Genomic DNA, 20915 nt, shown 5'->3' with positions numbered 1-20915 from the left:
ATCCCGGGGTTCGGGAGAGATCGTGTGGCCCCGCGGCATGCGAAGATGAGCCGCGGACGGATGAAGACAGATGAAAGCCGATGGGAACGCGAAGGGACGGGCCGCGTGAGCGACAACCAGAATCTCCTCGCGGAGCAGCGGCGTGCCCTGATCCTCGACGAGGTGAGACGGCGCGGCGGGGTACGGGTCAACGAGCTGACCCGCAAGCTGAACGTGTCGGACATGACGGTCCGTCGCGATCTGGACGCCCTGGCCCGGCTGGGCATGGTGGAGAAGGTGCACGGCGGCGCGGTACCGGTCGCCGAGGCGAGCACCTACGAGCCGGGGTTCGAGGCCAAGTCGGGTCTCGAACTGAGCGCCAAGGAAGACATCGCGAAGGCCGCGGCGGCGATGGCGGCGCCCGGCACGGCGATCGCGCTGGCCGGCGGGACCACGGCCTTCGCGCTGGCGCAGCAGCTGCTGGACGTCCCCGACCTGACCGTGGTGACGAATTCGGTGCGGGTGGCGGACGTCTTCTACAACGCCCAGCGGTCGGCCGCGGGCGGCGGGGCGGGGCCGCGTCCGGGGGCGGCGACGGTGGTACTCACGGGCGGGGTCCGCACCCCCTCGGACACGCTGGTGGGTCCGGTCGCGGACGCCGCGGTCCGCTCGCTCCACTTCGACGTGCTGTTCCTGGGGGTGCACGGGATATCGGTGGAGGCCGGTCTGTCCACCCCGAACCTGGCCGAGGCGGAGACCAACCGGCACTTCGTCCGGTCGGCGCGGCGGGTGGTGGTGGTCGCGGACCACACCAAGTGGGGCACGGTGGGCCTGAGTTCCTTCGCGTCACTGGACGAGGTGGACGCGCTGGTGACGGACCCGGGGCTGCCCGAGAAGGCCCGGGCGGAGATACTGGAGCATCTGCCCGGGGAGCTGGTGGTGGCGGGCGAGCCCGCCATGTGAGCGTGTCTCGGGGCGCTGTGCGGGCTGGACTGAGGAGCCGCGCAGCGACGGAGGAGCGAGCAGCGACGAGGGAAGCCCGCGCGTAGAAGCGCCCCGAGACTGAGCGGGAAAAGGAGCGCGTGTCTCGGGGCGCGGGCGGAGGGGCCGTCGAGCCGTCGGGCGCCGCAGACATCTGACGGGGCGCCAGTTACCGTGGGCGGCATGAGACATCGTCTGCGTCCCGTGGGTCTCGGCTATGTCCGCACGGCCCCGCTGCGGCTGGTCTTCGTCGCCGAGGCCGCCGCCCCGCCCGAGGCGGTGTTCACGGCGCTGGCCGACGTCGAGGGCTGGCCTCGGTGGTACCGCCAGGTCGCCGCGGCCCGCTCCACCGACGACGGCAGGGGCCGCGAGATCCGGCTGAAGGGCGGCACCCGCTTCACCGAGACGGTCATGGCGGCGGACCCCGCGGAGCGCTATGCCTACCGCGTGGACCGGACCAATATCCCGGGGCTGCGCGCCCTGCTGGAGGAGTGGCGGCTGGTGCCCTCCCCCTACGGCACCGGCTCCCTGGTGCGGTACACCTTCGCGGTGGACGGGGTGGCGCCGCTGCGGGGCGCCCTGCGACTGCTGCGCCCGGGCCTGCGGCGCGCCTTCCGCGACGCGGTGCGCGCGCTGGACCGCCAACTGGCCGCCGCGGCGCCCTCCTGAGGGGTCGGTCGTTCGAAGCGGCTATCGCGGCCAGCGGCCTGTCGTGAGGAAGGCGTCGATCGTCTCGGCGTAGGGCGCGATGTCCAGCCCCTGCTCCCCGAGCCAGGCGTCCGAGTAGTACTTGTCGAGATAACGGTCGCCGGGGTCGCACAGAAGCGTGACCACGCTCCCCGTGCGCCCCCCGGCGACCATTTCCGCGACGATCTTCAGCGCGCTCCACAGTCCGGTGCCCGTGGAGCCGCCCGCCTTGCGCCCGATGGCCCGCTCCAGGGCGCGTACGGCCGCGACGCTCGCCGCGTCCGGGATCTTCATCATCCGGTCGATCGCGCCGGGCACGAAGCTGGGTTCCATCCGGGGCCGGCCGATGCCCTCGATGCGCGAGCCGTGCTCGCTGGAGGCCGCCGCGTCCTCGTGGACCCAGCCGTCGAAGAAGCAGGAGTTCTCCGGATCGGCGACGCACACCCGGGTGTCGTACTGCATGTAGTGGATGTAGCGGGCGATGGTCGCGGAGGTGCCGCCGGTGCCCGCGGTGGCCACCACCCAGGCCGGCTCGGGATAGCGCTCCAGGCGCAGCTGCTGGTAGATGGACTCGGCGATGTTGTTGTTGCCGCGCCAGTCGGTGGCCCGTTCGGCGTAGGTGAACTGGTCCATGTAGTGGCCGCCGGACTTGGCGGCGAGCGCGACAGCCTCCTCGTACATCGTCCGCGGGTCGTCCACGAAATGGCACCGGCCGCCGTGGAATTCGATCAGGCGGCACTTCTCCGGGCTGGTCGTGCGCGGCATCACCGCGATGAAGGGCACGCCGATCAGCCGCGCGAAGTACGCCTCGGAGACGGCGGTGGAGCCGCTGGACGCCTCGATGACGGGCCTGTCCGGGCGGATCCAGCCGTTGCACAGCCCGTAGAGGAACAGCGAGCGGGCGAGCCGGTGCTTGAGGCTGCCGGTGGGGTGGGTGGACTCGTCCTTGAGGTACAGGTCGATCCCCCACCGCTCCGGCAGCGGGAAGCGCAGCAGGTGGGTGTCCGCGGAGCGGTTGGCGTCGGCCTGGACCTTGCGGACGGCCTCCTTGAGCCAGTCCCGGTAGCCTTGGTCACTGCGGTCGACATCGGCGGTATCGACGGTCCCGGCCGCATCGACGGTCTCGAAGGTGTCGACGTTTTGACGGATGTCGGTGTCGGTGTTGACGGTCCGGCCGCCCGCTCGCGCTGTGCTCTCCACGCGCCGCTCCTTGCCTATCCTGAGGCCCCAGTAGCGCACTCGGGCCTTTTCGGATCATAAGTGGGCACCTGTGCGCCCTGGCATCCCGGGCCAGTCCCGGGCACACTGCGCAGCAGGGAGAATGTGAAAGATGGCTGGGAGAGCGGCGCACATGCCGGCGAGAGTCACCGGGGAGGCGGTCACCATGGCCGATACGGAGTTCAACGCCCGCGGGGTGCGGATCGAGCGGTTTCTGCGCTCGGTCACGCATGCCGGACAGGTCCTGATCAAGGACGGCAGGCTGCACTTGCTGACCAGCTACGGCCGGGAGATCGACAGCGCCCCCGTGCAGTCGGTCCAGGCGAGCAAGCCGTGGTTCGCGGACGGCGACCAGGCCCTCGCGACGGTCAACGGCACCCGCTATCGCCTCACCCTGGGCGAGCGGGACGCCGCGGCCAAGGCCGCCGCGCCCGGCGCCGCCAGCCGCTTCCTCGACGTGATCCGCAGCGCGCGAGGCCACACCTCCAAGGGCTGACGCCCCCGGCCATCGCCGGGACGTACCCCCTGAGTTGCGCACATGGGCGCGGGGGTCGACCCTGGACGCACACCAGTATCACTGAGGGTCAACGGGCGGTGACGCTGAGAACCGGCCTCTCCCGGTCGCGCCCGGCAGCCACCACTGGTGACGGTGGCCGCTGCGCGCGTTCGACGCCCGCATCTGAATCAGGCTAGCCCCAACTTCTTCAGGGAGTCGCAGCCGTGATCAGTCGTCCAAGCAGACATTGCACGGTGGAGCTTCAGGCCCTGCCGTCGCGGATCGGGCAGGTCCGCAGAATCGTGTCCGCGCAATTGCGCTACTGGCACCTGGATCCGCTCATCGATCCCGCCGCGCTCGCCGTCACCGAGCTGCTCGCCAACGTCCACCGGCACGCCCAGCCGGACAAGCAGTGCACGGTGGAGATCGTTCTCATGCTGGACCGCTTGACGGTCTCGGTCCGCGACCACGATCCGCGGCTGCCCCATGTCCCCGAGTGCGACCTGATGGCCACCCATGGCCGGGGGCTCGCCCTGGTCGCGGCGGTCAGCCAGAGCTGGGGCATGCACGCCCGGGACGACGGCAGCGGGAAGGTCGTCTGGTTCTCCCTGGCCGTGCCGCAGCCCGCCACCCCCGCCAAGTCCCCCTTCGCGGCGCACGGCGCGGCCCGCACCGCCCCGCCCGACCGCACCGATCTCTCCCGCCCCGCACCGCCGGCCGGGGTCCGGGAGCGGGCCCCCGCCGCCCGTTCCGCAGTGCCCCACTGAGCCGCGCGCCCCCGGTCGGGCCGGGGGCACCGCCCGGCGGCGGCCGGTGGAGCCGGGTGGAGCCGCCCCCATCTGTACTTACTAGTATGTACAGTGGGTTCATGAGCACTGCGGACCGGTTGATCGAGAGCACTCAGGACCTGCTGTGGGAGCGCGGCTACGTGGGCACCAGCCCCAAGGCCATCCAGCAGCGCGCGGGCGCGGGCCAGGGCAGCATGTACCACCACTTCAGCGGCAAGCCCGACCTCGCGCTCGCCGCCATCCGCCGCAGCGCGGAGCAGCTGCGCGCCACCGCCGAGGCGTGCCTCTCCGGCCCCGGCACCGCGTATGACCGCGTGCGGGCGTATCTGCTGCGGGAGCGGGAGGTGTTGCGCGGCTGCCCGATCGGTCGGCTGACGATGGATCCGGACGTCATCGGCGACGCCGCGCTGCGCGAGCCGGTGGAGGAGACGCTCGACTGGCTGCGCGCGCGGCTGGCCGGGGTCGTCTCCGAGGGGGTGGAGCGCGGGGAGTTCGACGCGGGGCTCGACCCGGAGCGGATCGCCGCCTCGGTCGTCGCGACCGTCCAGGGCGGCTATGTGCTGGCCCGCGCCGCGGGTTCGCCGGCGCCTTTCGACAGCGCCGTCCAGGGCCTGCTGGACCTGCTCGCCGCCCGCGCGCCGCGGCCCCGGCGGTCGGCCTCGTAGGGGATCTTGGGGCCTCTTGGGCCTTGATGCCCCTCAGTGCGTCACGCGCGCTTCCGCGCCGATACGACAGGAGTTCCCCGTGCACGCCATGCAGTACCGGATCACCCTGCCCGCCGAATACGACATGAAGATCATCCGGCATCGGGTGGAGTCGAAGGGCCCACTGCTGGACGACTTCCCGGGGCTCGGGCTGAAGGCCTACGGCATCCGCGAGCGCGGGGTCGACGGCTCCCCGGTCAACCAGTACGCGCCGTTCTACCTGTGGGCCGACCCGGAGGCCATGAACCGCTTCCTGTGGGGCCCCGGATTCCAGGGCATCGTCCGGGACTTCGGCCGCCCCTCGGTCGAGACCTGGCAGGGTCTGGCCTTCGAGCCCGGCCCGGCGCAGGGCACGGTACCGCGCACCGCCACCCGCCACGCCACGGCCGTCCCGGCGGGCGCCGACCCGTCAGGTGGCGGTCCCGCGGGCGCGGTCGAGGGCGCGCTGGAGGAGGTGCGGCGGACGGCCCGCGCGGACGGCGTGCACTCGACGGCCCTCGTGATCGACCCGCGCGGCTGGGAGCTGCTGCACTTCACCCTCTGGGAGGACGCCGCCCCGCCCGACGCCCCCGGTGACCGCTACCAGGTGCTCCATCTGTCCACGCCGGACCTGGCGCGGCTGCCGCGCGGACGCCAGTGGTGAGCGCGGCCGAGCGGACGGAGCAAGCCGCCGTACGGACCGTGCTCGGCGATGTGCCCGGTGAGGCCCTGGGCATCTGTGACGCGCACGACCACCTGTTCCTCCAAAGCCGGCTCCTGCCCGGGCAGGAGCTGGCCGACGTGGCCGCGGCAGACGCCGAGCTGCGGGCCTTCCGCCGGCTCGGCGGAAGCGCGGTGGTGCAGTGGACGCCCTACGGCCTGGGGCGGGCGGCGGACGAGCTGGCCGGGCTCTCCCGGGCCACCGGCGTCCATCTGGTGGCCGCGACGGGCCTGCACCAGGCACAGCACTACGCACCGGGCACTGTCGAGGCGGTGCTCGAGGGGCTCGCCGAGCTCTTCGTCGACGAGCTGACGCGCGGCATCGGAGGCACCGGCCCGCGCGCCGGGCTGATCAAGGTCGCCGGCGGCTTCCACGGCCTCGACGCCCACGCCCGCAGCACCATGGCCGCGGCCGCCCGAGCCCATCACCGCACCGGCGCGCCCATCGCCGTCCATCTGGAGCTGGGGACGGGCGCCCTGGACGTACTGGAGCTGCTGTGCGGCGAGCACGAGGTGGCACCGCGGAGCGTGATCCTCGGCCATCTGAATCGCTCGCCGGACCCGGTCGTGCACCGGCAGGCGGCCCGGGCCGGGGCGTTCCTCGCCTTCGACGGGCCGTCCCGCGCCAACCACGCCACGGACTGGCGGCTGCCCGAGGTGCTGGCCGCGCTCGTGGACGCCGGGTACGCCGGTCAGCTGCTGCTGGGCGGTGACACGACCACGGCCGCGGCCCGGTCGGCGAACGGCGGCCCCGGCATGCCGTATCTGCTCCGCCGGCTGCGTCCCCGGCTCGAACTGTCCCTGGAGGCCGAGGTGGTGAGCCACATGCTCACCACCAACCCGGCCCGCGCCCTGGCTGCTGCCTGGCGGGCGGGCTGAGGCCGGGCCCGGGGCGGCGGGTGGTACCGCTCGCGGCCGCGCCACCGCGGCCGTGCGCCTGAGGGCCGCGGGGCGCGAAGCCGCGCTGCGGCAGCGTCTGGGCCGTGTCCGGTGGCCACGCGGCGGAGCCGCACATCGATGCTGCCCCCCACCCCGCCCCTTCCCGAAACTGGGGCTCCGCCCCAGACCCCCAGGAGTCCAGGGGCAAAGCCCCCCACGCGGCGGAGCCGCACATCGACAGGGGCCGGGAACGGGCGGGGAGGGGAGGGAAGGGCCCGCCGCAGACGTCAAGATCCGCCGGACACCCCCTGGTCGACCAGGGGGGCGGAGGCCGGACGACCGGCCAAGGACCGCCCCGGGCGGGTCAGGCCGCGCCGAGCACCTCGAGCGGGTCGTCGAGCACCGCCTGCCAGGCCAACTCCGCCGCGCCCACCAGGCTGTTGTGGTCCAGCGTGCAGGGCAGGACGGGCACGCCCCCGCTGCGCCCCCACAGGCTGCGCTCGGCCACGACCGCCCGCAGCCGCTCCGGGTCGGCCTCCAGGAGCTCGCGGTGCAGCCCGCCGAGGATGATGCGGTCGGGGTTGAGGATGTTGACGAGCCCGGCGAGGCCGAGGCCGAGCCGGTCGATGAGCAGGTCGGCGGCGGCCCGCACGGACGACTCGGCGTACTCCTCGCGCAGCAGGTCGCGCGCCTGCTGGAGCAGGGACACCTCGGGTCCCGGTTCGCGCCCGGCCGCAAGGAGGAAGGCCAGCGGGTCGGCCTCGATGTCCAGACAGCCGCGGCTGCCGCAGTGGCAGGGCGGCCCCTCGGGGTTGACGGTGAGATGGCCGACCTCGAGGGCCAGGCCCGCGCTGCCGGTGTGCAGCCGCCCGTCGAGGACCAGCGCCCCGCCCACCCCTCGGTGGCCGGTGGCCACGCAGAGCAGGTGCTGGGCACCGCGGCCCGCGCCGTGGCGGTGCTCGGCCAGCGCCGCGAGGTTGACGTCGTTGCCGGGAAGGCCGGTGAGGGGCGCCCCCGAGGGGCCGTGGACGCCCGCCGCCGCGAGGCTCCGGGTGAACAGCTCGCCGACGGGCGCGCCCGCGGGCCAGGCGATGTGCAGCGGGTTGAGGGCGGTGCCCTCCGGTTCGGCGACCGCCGAGGGCACCGCGAGCCCGGCGCCCACGCAGCGGCGGCCGCTCGCCCGCAGCAGCCGGGCCCCGGCCTCGACGACGGCGTCGATGACATGCGCCGGATCGGCGGGCACGGTCATGCAGCCGGGGTCGGTGGCGACGATCCGGCCGCCGAGCCCGACCAGCGCCGCGCGGAAGCCGTCGGCGTGCACCTGGGCGGCCAGGGCCACCGGGCCACCGGGGGCGACCGAGAGGCGGTGCGAGGGGCGGCCCTGCGCCCCGGCGGCCCCGGGCGGGCGGGAATCGACCTGGATCAGGCCGAGCGCTTCGAGTTCTGCGGCGACGGCCCCCGCTGTCGCGCGGGTCACGCCGAGTTCGGCCGTGAGCACCGCTCGCGTGGGCGCCCGGCCGGTATGTACGAGCTCCAGCGCCGGGCCGAGAGCGCTTCGGCCCCGCTCGAGCCTTGTCCGTGTCTGGGTCACGCCCCTATTCTCACTTTGTGCCGACACGAAACAAAACATGGATGGTCATTTCGGGGCGGCGGCGCTCCGTACCCGCCGACGGTTCGCTCTCCCAACTGCGTACCGCCATCACCGCGTTCTTCGCTCTCGACGGATTCGTGTTCGCCGGATGGGTGACCCGGATCCCCGCGATCAAGGAGCGGACCGGCGCCTCGGAGGGCGATCTCGGGCTCGCTCTGCTCGGCGTGTCGGCGGGCGCGGTCGCCACCATGATGGTCACCGGCCGGCTCTGCCGCCGCTTCGGCAGCCACCCCACGGCGGTGGCCGCGGCAGTCCTGCTCTCACTCAGCGTCGCGCTGCCGCCACTGACCGGCTCCGCGCTCGCCCTCGGGCTGGTCCTGCTGGTCTTCGGGGCCGGATTCGGCGGGCTCAACGTCGCCGTGAACAGCGCGGCCGTCGATCTGATCGCCGCGCTGCGCCGCCCCGTCATGCCCGGCTTCCACGCCGCGTTCAGCCTGGGCGGGATGGCCGGGGCCGCTCTCGGCGGGCTGATCGCGGGGCGGCTGAGCCCCACCGCCCATCTCTCGCTGCTCGCCGCGGTCGGGCTGCTGCTCGCCGCGGTCGCGGGCCGGGCGCTGGTCCGCCTGCCGGTCCCCGTACCGGCGCCGCCCGAGGAGAGCACGGCACCGGCGGCGCACGCCGCACCGGACGGGCGGACGTCGGCGGCCGGCTCCCGGAGCGCGGCGCGCCGGCTCGTCGCCGTGTTCGGGCTGATCGCGCTGTGCACGGCGTACGGCGAGGGGGCGATGGCCGACTGGGCCGCGCTCCATCTGGACCAGGACCTGGACGCGTCCCCGGGGGTCGCCGCGGCGGGCTACTCGGTCTTCGCCCTGATGATGGCCGTCGGCAGGCTGAGCGGCACCACGCTCCTGGAGCGGCTCGGCCAGACCCGCACGCTGGTCGCGGGCGGCACCACGGCCGCGGCCGGCATGCTGCTGGGCTCGCTCGCCCCCTCCGTCTGGCTCGCCCTCCTCGGCTTCGCCGTCACCGGTCTCGGCCTGGCCAACCTCTTCCCGGTCGCGATCGCGCGGGCGGGCGCCCTGACCGGGCCGAGCGGGGTCGCCGCGGCCTCCACCATCGGCTACGGCGGGATGCTGCTCGGCCCGCCGGCCATCGGCTTCCTGGCCGACGGGCTCTCCCTGCCGATCGCCCTGACCACCGTAGCCCTGCTGGCGGCGGTGGCGGCGGCCGTCGCGTACGGCACGCGCCGGGCCGGGCGGCCGGCCGACGAGCCGGTCTGAGCCCCTCTCCCCCGACCGGGCCCGGGATGTCGATCACGAGTGGCAGAATTCCGCCATGGACACTGCCGAGTTGATCGACGCTCTGGACCGGGAAGGCCGGCTGATGGCCGACGCCGCGGAGCAGACCGGGCCGGACGCCCAGGTGCCGACGTGCCCCGAGTGGCGCGTACGGGACCTGCTTGCGCACACCGGAATGGTGCACCGCTGGGTGACCCGCACGCTCACCGAGGGGATGACCGAACCGGCGCGGCCCCAGCCCGGCCAGGAGCCCGGGGACGCGGATCTGACGCCCTGGTTCCGCGAGGGCCACGGCGCGCTGGTCAAGGCGGTCACCGAGGCCGACCCCGAGGGGCGGTACTTCACCATCCTGCCCACCTCCCGCACACCGCTCGCGTTCTGGGCGCGGCGGCAGGCGCACGAGACGGCGATCCACCGGGTCGACGCGGAGTCGGCACGCGGCAAGGGCCTCTCCCCCGTCACCCCGGCCTTCGCAGCCGACGGCCTCGACGAGCTGCTGACCGGATTCCACACCCTCGAGCGGAGCCGGGTGCGGACGGAGGCACCGCGCACCCTGCGGCTGCGGGCCACGGACGCCGAGGCCGTCTGGACGGTGCGGCTGTCCGACGACGTCCCGCGCGTCGAGTCCGGCGACGCCGGAGACGCCGACTGCGAGCTGTCCGGATCGGCCGAGGAGCTCTATCTGGCGCTGTGGAACCGCCTGCCGATCACCGAGCTGCGGACCACGGGCGACGCTTCGCTGGCCGAGCTGTGGCGGGAGCGCTCGGCCATCTGAGACGACCGGGGCGGACAGCGGGGCCACCGGCGTGCGCCCCGCGCGCTCTTCACCGCGCCGCCACCGCACATGCGCCGCAGGCGTGTTGACGGTCGGCGAGGCCATACGCTGGAGGCCATAGGCCGACGGCAGGAGAGGCACCCACCCCATGACCGGACCCCGTACCCAGGCCGAGCGCGACGCCGCCACCGTGGAGATCATGTTCGCGGTCGTCACCGGCGCCCTGCTGGCGGCCCTGCTGTTCTTCGTCTGTGCCAGCCCGGCACTCGTCTCCGACCTGGGCGGGGCGGCTGAGAAGGCCTGGCTGACGACCGCCGCCACCACGGCCACGGCCGGGTTCGCCGCCCGGGTCCTCCAGGTCCTGTGGTGGCTGCCGCGCAAGCGGCGCGGCTGACGCCCCCGGGTGCGGGAAGGGGACCGGATGAGCCAGTGGCAGTGCGCGGGGCTGCGCTGGGACCGCTCGGGTCCCGCGCTGGCCTGGCACCACCCCGTCCACGGCGACCGCGTCTCCCCGCTGTCGCCCGGCCGGCCGCTGGCCTTCACCATCGTGGGCGAAGCGCACGCGGCCGCCGGGCCGCGGACGGTGGCGATGCCCGCGCCTGCGTCTGCCCGCGTCTGCGTCGGCGTGCGCCGAGGCGCCCGGCACACGCCGTGCCCGGTGGGCGCCGAGGTGTCCGCGACCGCCGTCTCCGCCCAGTGCCCGGACTGCGCACGGCTGGACCGCTCGTACTCCGTCGCCGCCGACACCCGCACCGACGACCCGCGCCCGTACGACGTCTATCTCGCCTGGTTCGGCCCGGATCTGATCAAGGTGGGGATCACCGCGACCGAGCGCGAGGGCGCGCGGCTGCTCGAACAGGCCGCGCTCTCCTACACCCTGCTCGGACGCGGCCCCCTGATGGCCACCCGCCGGGCGGAGGCCGTGCTGGGCGCCGCGCTCGGCGTCCCGGACCGCTTTCCGTACGCCGCCAAGCGCGCCGCGCGCGAGAATCCGCCGCCCCAGCGGGAGCGCGCGGCCCAGCTGGCCGCGCTCCATGCCCGGGCCCGGGCGCTGAACGGCCTCCCGGACTTCCTCGCCCTCTGTCCGTGTGCGCCCGTCCACCATGACGCCGTCTTCCACCTGGACCGGGTGCGCCCGCTCGACGGCGTCGTCCGGCTCGCCCCCGGCCGCACGGTGGCGGGACAAGTGGACGCCGTGGCCGGGCCGGACGTCCATCTGACCGACACGGCCGGCCGCGCCCTGCTGCTCGACACCCGGCAGCTGGCGGGCTGGCCGCTGGCCGCGGCCCCCGCGGACGCCGCCACCACGGCGGAGGTGGCCGCGCCGGCGCGGGAGGCGGCGGAGCCCGAGGGGCTGTTCTGACCCGTGTTCTGAAATCCGTCCCGGAGAATCAGCCGAGCCAGCCCGGGCGGACCAGGCCCGACTCGTAGGCGAGAACGACGAGTTGGGCGCGGTCGCGCGCGCCCAGTTTGATCATCGTGCGGCTGACGTGGGTCTTGGCGGTGAGCGGGCTGACGACCAGCCGCCGGGCGATCTCCTCGTTGGACAGCCCGATGCCCACGAGCGCCATGACCTCCCGCTCGCGCTCGGTCAGCTCCACGAGCGCGGCGGCGGGCGCGGGCTCCTTGGACCGGGCCGCGAACTCGGCGATGAGCCGGCGCGTGACGCCGGGCGAGAGCAGCGCGTCGCCCGCCACGACCGCCCGCACGGCGCGCAGCAGTTCCTCGGGCTCGGTGTCCTTGACCAGGAAGCCGGAGGCGCCCGCGCGGATCGCCTCGAAGACGTACTCGTCCAGCTCGAAGGTGGTCAGCATGACCACCTTCACCTCGCCGAGGGTGGGGTCCTCGGTGATCCGGCGGGTGGCGGCGAGGCCGTCGAGCACCGGCATGCGGATGTCCATCAGGACGACGTCCGGGCGCAGTTCGCGGACCTGGGCCACGGCCCGCTCGCCGTCGGCTGCCTCGCCGACCACCTCGATGTCCGGCTGGGCGTCCAGCAGGGCGCGGAACCCGGCGCGGACCAGCATCTGGTCGTCGGCGAGCACTACTCGAATCAAGGGGCTCAAGGGGCGGGGCGGGTTCAAGGGGCCTCCATCGTCGGTTCTCCCGTAGAGGTCTCCCGCCGCGGTGTCGGGGACACCGTAGCGGCGGTCAGCGGGAGCCGGGCCCGGACCCGGAAGCCGCCGTCCGGGCGCGGCCCGGCCGCCACCGTGCCGCCGAGCGCGGCGGCGCGCTCGCGCATGCCGACCAGGCCGTTGCCGCCTCCGCTCACGCCACTGGCCATGCCGTCGGTGGCGGCCGGGCCGTCGTCGTCAATCCGCAGCTCCAGCTCGGCCGGGCCGTAGCGCAGCAGGACGCGGGCGGTGCGGGAGCCGGAGTGGCGGACGACGTTGGTCAGGGCCTCCTGGACGATACGGAAGGCGGCGAGGTCGGCCCCGGGCGGCAGCGCGGTCCGTACGCCGTCCACCTCGACGCTCACCGCGAGGCCCACTCCACGGGCCTGTTCGGTCAGCTCGTCCAGCCGGTCGAGGCCGGGGGCGGGCGAGCGGGGCGCGTCCCCGGGGGTCCTGAGCGTGTCCAGGACCTGGCGGACCTCGCCCAGCGCCTCCTTGCTGGCCGCCTTGATGGTGGTCAGGGCGGTGCGGGCCTGCTCGGGGTCCTGGTCGAGGAGGGCGAGGCCGACGCCCGCCTGGACATTGATGACCGAGATGCTGTGTGCGAGGACGTCGTGCAGCTCGCGGGCGATGCGCAGCCGCTCCTCGTCGGCCCGGCGCCGCTCCACCGCCGCCCGCTCGGCCCGCTCGCGGGCCCACTGCTCCCGCCGTACGCGCACGAGTTCGGACCCGGCGACGACCGCCACCGCCCAGGCCGCCACGACCGCCTCCTGACCCCAGGGGGCGGGGCCGTCGCCCGGGGGCGGCAGCCAGCGGCAGAGCCAGTGGGCGATGAGCAGATGGGCGGCCCACAGCGCCCCCAGCGCGCTCCAGGCCGCCACCCGCCGCCCGGCGGCCACGGCGGCGACGCAGGCGACGACCACGCTGAGGAAGACGGGGCCGTAGGGGTATCCGGCGCCGAGGTAGAGCGCGGTGACGGCCGCGGTGCCGAGGACGGCGAGCCGCGGGTGGCGGTGGCGCAGCACCAGCAGCGCGGGCCCGGCCAGCAGCAGGGCCCGGCCGAGGAGGCCGAGGCCGGCCCGCTCGGGCTGGGTGTGCGCGGCGAACTGCGTCCCGAGCAGCTGGATGAGCGCCACGGCCAGCGAGGAGCGCCACGGCAGGCGGGCGGCGGGACGGGCCTCGGGGCCCGCGCCCCACCACGGCGGACTCCAGGTCCGGGCGGCCGCCCGCCCGGACCTGGAGTCCCGTCCCCGGAGGAATTCACGCATACGGCAACGCTAGACCGGCTCGGGCCGCGACGGCGTCGCCCCGTGGCGGTGGCCGGGCGTACTCCCGGCGGAGTACATGGCGCGGGCGCGCGGTGGCCGCGCATGTTTTCGGACGGCCTCGCCGACCCGACTCGGGGAGTTATCGAGAGGCGGAAACGGGTAAGGGCGGCACAACAGCCGCAAGATAACCAGGCTTTACCCTGGACGAATCCACCGTCACATTTGACAGAACTGATCAGATAGCCGTACGGTCGACTCCGAACCAAAGCATCAGTCCCGTAGCGCCAGGTCTCGACGTCACCCTGGTCGGATTTCCCGTCCGCAGAGCGCCCGTTGATAGTGCCTCGCCTCAGGCCGACACCCCCTGCTCTCGCAAGCGAATTAGATATGTCACGGGCCACCCAACTGGAGATGTCCGCGCTAATCCTTGCCAGTTATGGAGAGTTGGTCATATGAAGGGCATAATCCTGGCCGGAGGCAGCGGCACGCGCCTGCATCCGCTGACTCACGCGGTCTCGAAGCAGATGCTTCCCGTTTACAACAAGCCGATGATCTACTATCCACTTTCCGTGCTCATGATCGGCGGCATACGGGACATCCTGATTATTTCCACGCCCTCCCATATCAGCATGTTCCGGGATCTGCTGGGAGACGGCGGCCGGCTCGGCCTGAACATCGAGTACGCCGAGCAGCCCTGCGCCAACGGAATCGCCGAGGCTTTCCTCATCGGTGCCGACTACATCGGCGACGACTCGGTGGCCCTGGTCCTGGGTGACAATGTCTTCCATGGTCCGGGATTCGGTCGGCTGCTGGAGAAGGAGATGGCCGATGTGGAGGGCTGCGTGCTCTTCGGTTATCCGGTCGGCGATCCGGAGCGCTATGGAATCGGCGAGGTGGACGAGCAGGGGAATCTCGTTTCCCTGGAGGAGAAGCCGTCCCGGCCCAGGTCGAATCTGGCGCTCACCGGCCTCTATCTGTACGACAACGATGTGGTGGACATCGCGAAGAACGTCCGCCCGTCCGCCCGGGGCGAGCTGGAGATCACCGACGTCAACCGCGTCTACCTGGAGCGGGGCAGGGCCAGGCTGATCAACCTGGGGCGCGGCTTCGCCTGGCTGGACACCGGCACCTACGACTCGCTGCTCCAGGCATCGCAGTATGTGCAGGTGCTCGAACAACGCCAGGGCGTACGCATCGCCTGTCTCGAGGAGATCGCCTTTCGCAAGGGATTTATCGACGCCGCCGCATGCTACGAACTGGGCCGGCAGTTAGCGCGGACGGACTACGGCAGGTACCTGATGGAAATCGCCGGCAAGGACTGAAGGGCAGCCAGTGCGCATAGTGGTAACCGGAGGTGCGGGTTTCATCGGCTCGCACTTTGTCCGGCAGGCGGTGCAGGGTCACTACGAGGCCTTCACGGAGGCCGACATAGTGGTACTCGACAAGCTCACCTACGCGGGAAACAAGGCGAATCTCGCAAGCGTCGCGGACAGCCCCCGACTGCGATTCGTCGAGGGCGACATCTGCGACGTCCGACTGGTCGGAGAATTGCTGCGGGGAACGGACCTCGTGGTGCATTTCGCGGCCGAGTCGCATGTCGACCGGTCCATCGCGGGGGCCGATGAATTCGTGCGGACCAATGTCGTGGGAACCCACACCCTGCTCCATGCGGCGACCGAGACCGGTGTGCGGAAATTCGTACATGTCTCCACCGACGAGGTATACGGGTCGCTGGAGAACGGAGCTGCTCCCTGGACGGAGGAGGAGCCGCTCCGGCCCAATTCTCCGTATTCCGCTTCCAAGGCGTCGTCCGACCTTCTGGCCCTGGCCGTGCACCGCACGCATGGATTGCCGGTCTGTGTCACCCGGGGCTCCAACACCTACGGCCCGCACCAATATCCCGAGAAGCTCATACCCCTCTTCGTCACCAATCTGCTCGACGGCAGAAAAGTGCCGCTTTATGGCGACGGCGAGAATGTTCGGGATTGGCTGCATGTGGACGACCACTGCCAGGGCATAGCGCTGGTGGCCGAGGGCGGAAAGCCGGGCGAGATCTACAACGTCGGCGGCGGCACGGAACTGACCAACCGCGAGGTCACCGACGGACTGCTGGGAAGGCTCGGCATGGACCGGTCGATGGTGGAGCACGTGGCCGACCGCAAGGGGCACGACCGCCGCTACGCCATGGACTGCGCGAAGATCACCGACCAGCTGGGCTACCGGCCCGCGACATCATGGGACGAGGGCATGGCCGCCACCGTCCAGTGGTACACCGAACGTCGCGACTGGTGGGAGCCGATCAAGGGCTGAGCCTCCCCTGTGGTCCGGGACGCCGGGCCGGATGCCGTGGAAACGGCTCCGGCCCGGCGTTCTCCGTTGCGGCGGCCCTGGCCTGCGGCCGCCCGCCTCATCTCACCTCGGTCGCCCGGACGGCCACGCGAGCGCCCTCGACCACCAACTCCTCGTCGCAGTGCGGCAGAGGGAGCCCGGCGCCCGGGATCACCAGGCAGGTGCGGTCCCGCACGAGCGTGGACAGCAGCTCGGCCAGGTCCGGGGCGGTGGCGAACGCCTCCGCGCCGGCGGTCGCGTCCACGACCACCAGGGCGGGATCGGCCGCGATCGCCCCTTCCAGGGCAAGCCGCCAGCGGTCGGCCAGGGAGGGCGAGGAACCCGCCACCCCGTCGGAGCCGTCGGAACCCGCTGAGCCCGCGCCCTCCACCGGCGAAACCCGGCACACCCGCCGTTCGGCCTCGGACGCGGCGATGGCCGCGACGTCCACCCCGCCGATCAGCACCCGCCCCGACGTGGGCCGGAGATCGCCCGTCAGCAGATCCGCCAGTGTCAGGCGCACCCCGTCCGGTGTGCCCGTGAGCGCCGCGGTGGTGCCCGCCGCAAGCCGGAAGGACACCCCGGTCAGCACCGTCGCCCCGCCGACCGCGACACCGACGTCCTCGAACTCGACGTCACACGCCGCGGGCCACGTGTCGGTGGGCGGCTCCGGGTCACCGGCGCCGATCAGCCGGCCGACCGTGCTCAGCGTCGCGCGCGAGTTGACGACCGTGCTGGTCAGCAGGGCGGCCTCCATGACCGGCCGGAAGGTGAGCGCCGAGAGCACGATGAGCGCGACGCCCTGGGCGGCCGATACGTCGTCCCCGGTGGACAGCACCGCGCACACCGCCACGGCACCGCACACCGCGAGTTCGACGACCCGCCACAGCAGCACCTGGCCCACGGCGGGCAGCAGCACGCCCGGCCGGCCACCGTGCGGGAAGGCCCCGGAGGGGCTCTCGTACGCCCGGCGCAGCCACTCGGGCCCGTCCGGCTCCTCGTCCCGGGTGAGCAGCCGGGCCGCGGCGAAGGACGCCGCCACCACGACCAGCAGGCCGCCCGCCAGCGTGGCCGCCAGCAGCGGCTCCACGAACAGGCTGATCACGATCACGGTCAGCGGGGTGACGACCGCGGCCACCAGCGGGCGCAGCACATGCGCGGGCAGGCCCATCAGGACCACGACCGCGCTGCCGTCCAGCGAGGCGAGCCGGTCGGCGTGCACCGGGCCGAGGGACCTGGTGGGCAGGGCCGACGCGCGGTCGGCCACGGCCCGGTGCAGGGTGGTGACCAGGTCGGCGCCGATGCGGTTGCCCATCGGAACGCTCCGGTAGTGCAGTACGGAGTGCACCACCGTGATCGCCACCAGGACGGCGATCCACGACCACGGCACCGGAGTGTCCGGCGTGAGGAGGTCGTCGGTGATCGGGACCACCAGGGTGAAGGCGATGCCCTGTGTGATCGCGCCGAGAACCAGGAACATCAGCAGCGACACCAACGCCTTGGTGCCGGACACCTGGAGGTAGCGGGCGAGAACGGCCCTCATCGGCTGCCCTCCTGGGACGTAGCGGTTCGGGAAGCGGCCGGGAGGGCCTGCGGGGTGTCCGGGTGTCCGCCGAGGAGGGCCGCGTACCGGCCGCCCTCGCGGAGCAACTCCTCGTGTGTGCCGGACTCGACGACCCGCCCGGCCTCCATGACCGCGAGCCGCCCGTCGGTGACGGTCGAAGGACCGGGGCTGAGGACGACCACGGCCGCCCGCTCCCGCAGCTCGTCCACCGCGGCCCGCAGCACGCCGGTGTCGCCGCCGAACGCCCGCTGGTCGAGCAGGACGACCCCGTGTTCCTCCGCCGCGACCACCCTGGCCAGGGCGAGCCGCTGAAGCTCCGGATAAGAGAGGGACACCTCGGTGCCCACGACCGAGTCGTATCCGCGGGGGAACGCCGTGACGGTGTCGTGGACCCCGGCGGTGCGCGCCGCCCGCTCGGCGTCCCGCTCGGTCCCGCCGGGCCGGTCGGCGGTGATGTACGCGCCGACGGGCCCGAGCACGACGGCCGGCTCGGCCTCCACCGCGGCGAACCGCTCGGCGGGCGTGTCGGCCTTGATCCAGTCGGCCACCCGGTCGGCGCCTTCGGGCGTGGGCTCGATGACGGTCAGCACCCCGCGCTCGGGCAGTTCGAGCCCGAAGTCGTCGGCGGGCGCGTTCTGTTCGGCGAGGTCGGTGGCCTGTTGGTCGTCCTCGGCGGGCGCGGCCTTTTCGCCCTCGGCGGGCGCCGGGGCGCCCGCGGCGAACGCGGTCAGCCGCGCCGTGGCCTTCTTGCCCTCGCCGACCTCCTCCATGTAGTAGGTGCTGGCCAGCAGCGGGGCCGCCAGCCCGGCGCCCACGACCAGGAACGGCACGAGGTCGCCCGGGGCCAGCGAGTCGGCCCGGACCATGAGCGCGCCCCCGCACAGCACGAACACCAGGACGGTCAGCGGCGAGAAGGCGATCTCGGCGATGGCCCTGCCGCCCAGCAGGGCGCCGATGCGGACCTGGAAGAAGTCGCTGAACCCGTCGGTGGCCTCGGTCAGCCGGCGGGCCGAGGTGCGCGCCACCGCCGCGGTGCGCGCCCGCGCGCCGGCGCGGTTGATCCGGGCGTCCAGGCCGATGGTGGGGCGCACCGCGTCGACGGCGCCGATGGACGCCACGTACTCGTCCTTCATCTCCTTGAAGAAGCGCGCGGAGATCACGCCGAAGGTGACGAACCCGAGGAGGATCGGCGCCAGCGTCACCAGGGCCATCAGCCAGTCGACCCAGAACAGGTAGCCGATCGAGAGGACGAACACCAGCACCGCGGAGACGAGTTCCGAGCCCGCGCGGCCGACCATCACCCCGGCCGAGGCGATGTCGCCGCCCAGGGTGGTGCTCTGGGCCCGCCACGCCGCGTGGAGCGACCGGGCGGCGGGGCGGGCGCGCAGCCTGGCGGCCACCCCGGCGTGGAACAGCTCCTGGGTGAGCTGGGCCGCCTGGCGGCTCAGCGTCCGTCCGGCGATCTGGAGGGCGAGTGCGAGCACCGCGGTGGCGACGGTGGTGAGGACGAGCCCGTCGAGGCGGCCCGTGTCGGGGTCGGCGGTGAGCAGTTCCCGGCAGATCTCGACGACGAGGATCATCGAGCCGACGGTGGCCACCGCACCGGCGATCTCCAGGAGTGAGGCCACCCGGGCCCGCCACTGGACACCCCCGGCCGCCGTGGCGGCCGGGGTCTGTCGGTCAGCCATGTGCGGTCCCCCAGGTGTCGACCGCCGCTCTTGGGCCCCTCATCGCTTGGAGACCAGGAAGTCGCCGATGACCAGGTGGTCGATGTCGGTGCCCAGGAAGCACTCGACCGCGTCCTTCGGGGAGCAGACGATGGGCTCGCCCGCCACGTTGAAGGAGGTGTTCACCAGGCACGGCACCTCGGTGCGGGAGGTGAACTCGCGCAGCAGCGCGGCGAGTCGCGGGTTGCTGTCGTCGGTGACGGTCTGGATGCGCGAGGTGGCGTCGACATGGGTGGCCGCCGCGATCTTCTCGGTGTACTCGGGGCGCACCGGGAAGACGAAGGTCATATACGGGGAGCGCTCCTTCCTGCCCATCTCGAACACCCGCGCCGCGTTCTCCTCCAGCACGATCGGCGCGAACGGGCGGAAGGGCTCGCGGTGCTTGACGCGGTTGTTGATGACGTCCTTCATGTCGGCGTAGGACGGGTTGGCCAGGATGCTGCGGTTGCCCAGCGCCCTCGGCCCGTACTCGGTGCGGCCCTGGAACCAGCCGATGACGGTCTTCCCGGTCAGCAGCTCGGCGGTCTTCCCCACCACCTCGTCGCTGGGCAGCTGCTCCCAGGTGACCGAGGAGGTGTACTCCTCGAGCGTGGCGCGGATCTCGTCCTCGCCGAACTCCGGGCCGAGGTACGGCGACTCGGTCGGCGTCAGCGCGACCGACTTCTCCCGCGCGACATGGGCGGCGGCGCCGATGGAGACGCCGGGGTCGCTCGCCCCGAAGCTGACCTCGACCCGGGTGAAGGGCAGCTCCTCCAGCAGCTTGGTGTTGTTGACGCAGTTCAGGGCGAGGCCGCCCTCGAAGATCAGATCGCGCAGCTCGGTCGCCTCGGCCAGGGCGCGCAGCTGGTGCGCGGTCACCGCCTCGATCACCTGCTGGGCAGCGCAGGCGACGCGGACCCGGAAGTCGAACTCCTGGCGGTTGTCGTCGTTGCCGTCGAACAGCTCGTCGAACAGGGGGTCATAGGCGCGCGGGCCGCGCGGGTCGTTCGCCAGGGCCAGCGAGTACCGGCCGCCCTCCTCGAGGGTGACGACCTTCGTCAGCAGGGGGTTGTCCTGCTCGTCCGGGGCCTTTCCGAACCCGGCCAGGCCCATGACCTTGTACTCGTCGTTGTTCGGGGTGAAGCCCAGGTAGCGGGTGATGTTGGCGAACAGCTGCGCGAGCGAGTTCTTCGCGTCGATGGTGAACCGCTCGAAGACCTCGACCTTGCCGTCGCGCACCTCGCCCATGATGGCGCTGTCCGCCTCGGCCTGACCGTCGTTGATGAGGAAGGCGGCGTCGCCGAGGCCGGAGAAGGTGCGGCCGCAGGCCAGGTGGGCCCGGTGGTGCGGGACGGTGATCAGCTTCTCGTCCGGCAGGGCGTAGCCGGTGTGGCGGGTGAAGTCCTCGATCAGCGCGGTCCTGCCCAGCGCCCCGTTCCACAGTTCACCGAAGGAGCCGATCGCCTGGAACTTGTACTCGGGCGGGATCGGGGCGCTCGCGAGGCCCGTGATGGCGGCGTCGGCGAACTCCGCGGTGAAGTTCCAGCCGAAGGCGTAGTAGTCCACGTCCTCGTAGGAGATACCGGCCTGCTCCAGACACCACCGCATGGCGTTCGCGGGGAAGGCGGTGGTCTTCTTCTGCCGGTTCATCCGCTCCTCCTCGACGGCGGCCACCAGCTCGCCGTCGACGAAGAGGGCGGCAGCGGCGTCATGGCCGAGGAAGCTGTGGCGGTCGACGCTGTCGGCGGTGTAGCCGTACAGCCGGCCGAACAGCTCCGCTATCTGCGAGAAGCCGTTGTATCCCAGAATGATCATTTCTGTCTTTTCCTTTCCGGACCGC

General features: G+C 72.9%; 20 protein-coding genes. 13 read left to right on the top strand and 7 right to left on the bottom strand.

Going from position 1 to position 20915, the window contains the following annotated elements; all coding sequences use genetic code 11:
* Positions 1-105 precede the first annotated feature (105 nt).
* Both ACZ4WQ_RS10340 and ACZ4WQ_RS10335 read left to right on the top strand, forming a co-directional pair.
* Positions 106-942, top strand: a complete 837-nt coding sequence (locus ACZ4WQ_RS10340; protein WP_311723138.1) for a DeoR/GlpR family DNA-binding transcription regulator — start codon at positions 106-108, stop codon at positions 940-942.
* Between the two features lie 201 nt (positions 943-1143).
* Positions 1144-1629, top strand: coding sequence for an SRPBCC family protein (locus tag ACZ4WQ_RS10335; RefSeq protein WP_311723139.1), 486 nt, complete (start codon positions 1144-1146; stop codon positions 1627-1629).
* A 21-nt stretch (positions 1630-1650) separates the two neighbouring features.
* On the opposite strand, the gene cds1 is transcribed toward ACZ4WQ_RS10335, so the two are convergent.
* The gene (gene cds1 / locus ACZ4WQ_RS10330; protein WP_385343616.1) at positions 1651-2796 is read right to left on the bottom strand and encodes an L-cysteine desulfhydrase Cds1; all 1146 of its coding nucleotides are present in this window, start codon (positions 2794-2796) and stop codon (positions 1651-1653) included.
* A gap of 235 nt (positions 2797-3031) precedes the next feature.
* On the opposite strand from cds1, the gene ACZ4WQ_RS10325 reads away from it, so the two are divergent.
* The 5 genes from ACZ4WQ_RS10325 to ACZ4WQ_RS10305 all read left to right on the top strand — a co-directional run bounded on the left by ACZ4WQ_RS10325 (position 3032) and on the right by ACZ4WQ_RS10305 (position 6431).
* Positions 3032-3361 carry a hypothetical protein gene (locus ACZ4WQ_RS10325; protein WP_311723356.1) on the top strand — a complete coding sequence of 110 codons (330 nt, stop codon included), beginning with the start codon at positions 3032-3034 and terminating at the stop codon, positions 3359-3361.
* A 224-nt stretch (positions 3362-3585) separates the two neighbouring features.
* The gene (locus ACZ4WQ_RS10320) at positions 3586-4128 is read left to right on the top strand and encodes an ATP-binding protein (RefSeq protein ID WP_398375357.1); all 543 of its coding nucleotides are present in this window, start codon (positions 3586-3588) and stop codon (positions 4126-4128) included.
* Positions 4129-4229: 101 nt separating this feature from the next.
* Complete coding sequence (locus ACZ4WQ_RS10315) at positions 4230-4814, top strand: TetR/AcrR family transcriptional regulator (RefSeq protein ID WP_311723141.1); 585 nt, start codon at positions 4230-4232, stop codon at positions 4812-4814.
* Between the two features lie 79 nt (positions 4815-4893).
* Positions 4894-5496, top strand: coding sequence for a DUF4865 family protein (locus ACZ4WQ_RS10310; protein ID WP_398375353.1), 603 nt, complete (start codon positions 4894-4896; stop codon positions 5494-5496).
* On the top strand, positions 5493-6431 hold the full coding sequence (locus tag ACZ4WQ_RS10305; RefSeq protein WP_398375351.1) for a phosphotriesterase: 939 nt from the start codon (positions 5493-5495) through the stop codon (positions 6429-6431). Before ACZ4WQ_RS10310 ends, ACZ4WQ_RS10305 begins: the two co-directional genes overlap by 4 nt.
* Before the next feature lie 364 nt (positions 6432-6795).
* Here ACZ4WQ_RS10305 and ACZ4WQ_RS10300 read toward each other — a convergent pair whose 3' ends face one another.
* Positions 6796-8022 (bottom strand): ROK family protein, encoded by a 1227-nt coding sequence (locus ACZ4WQ_RS10300; protein WP_358843574.1) that lies wholly within the window; start codon positions 8020-8022, stop codon positions 6796-6798.
* 41 nt (positions 8023-8063) lie between these two features.
* Between ACZ4WQ_RS10300 and ACZ4WQ_RS10295 the strand changes: the two genes are divergently transcribed.
* From ACZ4WQ_RS10295 to ACZ4WQ_RS10280, 4 genes are all read left to right on the top strand, one after another.
* A complete protein-coding gene (locus ACZ4WQ_RS10295) occupies positions 8064-9302 on the top strand; it encodes an MFS transporter (RefSeq protein ID WP_311723145.1) in 1239 nt (412 codons plus the stop codon).
* A 55-nt stretch (positions 9303-9357) separates the two neighbouring features.
* On the top strand, positions 9358-10095 hold the full coding sequence (locus tag ACZ4WQ_RS10290) for a maleylpyruvate isomerase family mycothiol-dependent enzyme (protein WP_385351434.1): 738 nt from the start codon (positions 9358-9360) through the stop codon (positions 10093-10095).
* 148 nt (positions 10096-10243) lie between these two features.
* Positions 10244-10489, top strand: a complete 246-nt coding sequence (locus ACZ4WQ_RS10285; protein ID WP_361188893.1) for a DUF6332 family protein — start codon at positions 10244-10246, stop codon at positions 10487-10489.
* Between the two features lie 27 nt (positions 10490-10516).
* Positions 10517-11458, top strand: coding sequence for a DUF2797 domain-containing protein (locus ACZ4WQ_RS10280; RefSeq protein WP_398375347.1), 942 nt, complete (start codon positions 10517-10519; stop codon positions 11456-11458).
* A gap of 28 nt (positions 11459-11486) precedes the next feature.
* Here the strand turns inward: ACZ4WQ_RS10280 and ACZ4WQ_RS10275 are convergent, their stop codons facing one another.
* Together ACZ4WQ_RS10275 and ACZ4WQ_RS10270 are read right to left on the bottom strand one after the other, a co-directional pair.
* Entirely contained in the window at positions 11487-12152 is a 666-nt protein-coding gene (locus ACZ4WQ_RS10275; protein ID WP_311723357.1) for a response regulator transcription factor, read from the bottom strand.
* Positions 12153-12175: 23 nt separating this feature from the next.
* On the bottom strand, positions 12176-13477 hold the full coding sequence (locus ACZ4WQ_RS10270) for a sensor histidine kinase (protein WP_398375344.1): 1302 nt from the start codon (positions 13475-13477) through the stop codon (positions 12176-12178).
* Positions 13478-13929: 452 nt separating this feature from the next.
* Between ACZ4WQ_RS10270 and rfbA the strand changes: the two genes are divergently transcribed.
* Positions 13930-14799 (top strand): glucose-1-phosphate thymidylyltransferase RfbA, encoded by an 870-nt coding sequence (gene rfbA, locus ACZ4WQ_RS10265; protein ID WP_398375342.1) that lies wholly within the window; start codon positions 13930-13932, stop codon positions 14797-14799.
* A 10-nt stretch (positions 14800-14809) separates the two neighbouring features.
* A complete protein-coding gene (gene rfbB, locus ACZ4WQ_RS10260; protein ID WP_398375340.1) occupies positions 14810-15787 on the top strand; it encodes a dTDP-glucose 4,6-dehydratase in 978 nt (325 codons plus the stop codon).
* Positions 15788-15884: 97 nt separating this feature from the next.
* Here the strand turns inward: rfbB and ACZ4WQ_RS10255 are convergent, their stop codons facing one another.
* From ACZ4WQ_RS10255 to ACZ4WQ_RS10245, 3 genes are read right to left on the bottom strand one after another with little or no spacing between them, the layout of a single operon-like run.
* The gene (locus ACZ4WQ_RS10255) at positions 15885-17348 is read right to left on the bottom strand and encodes a hypothetical protein (RefSeq protein WP_398375338.1); all 1464 of its coding nucleotides are present in this window, start codon (positions 17346-17348) and stop codon (positions 15885-15887) included.
* Positions 17345-19057, bottom strand: a complete 1713-nt coding sequence (locus ACZ4WQ_RS10250) for a hypothetical protein (RefSeq protein ID WP_398375336.1) — start codon at positions 19055-19057, stop codon at positions 17345-17347. The genes ACZ4WQ_RS10255 and ACZ4WQ_RS10250 overlap by 4 nt, the downstream gene beginning before the upstream one ends.
* A gap of 39 nt (positions 19058-19096) precedes the next feature.
* Positions 19097-20890, bottom strand: coding sequence for a carbamoyltransferase family protein (locus ACZ4WQ_RS10245; protein ID WP_385351417.1), 1794 nt, complete (start codon positions 20888-20890; stop codon positions 19097-19099).
* Between the last annotated feature and the right edge of the window lie 25 nt (positions 20891-20915).

Source organism: Streptomyces sp. NPDC028305 (assembly GCF_055569495.1).
This window is presented reverse-complemented; position numbering and strand designations above follow the sequence as displayed.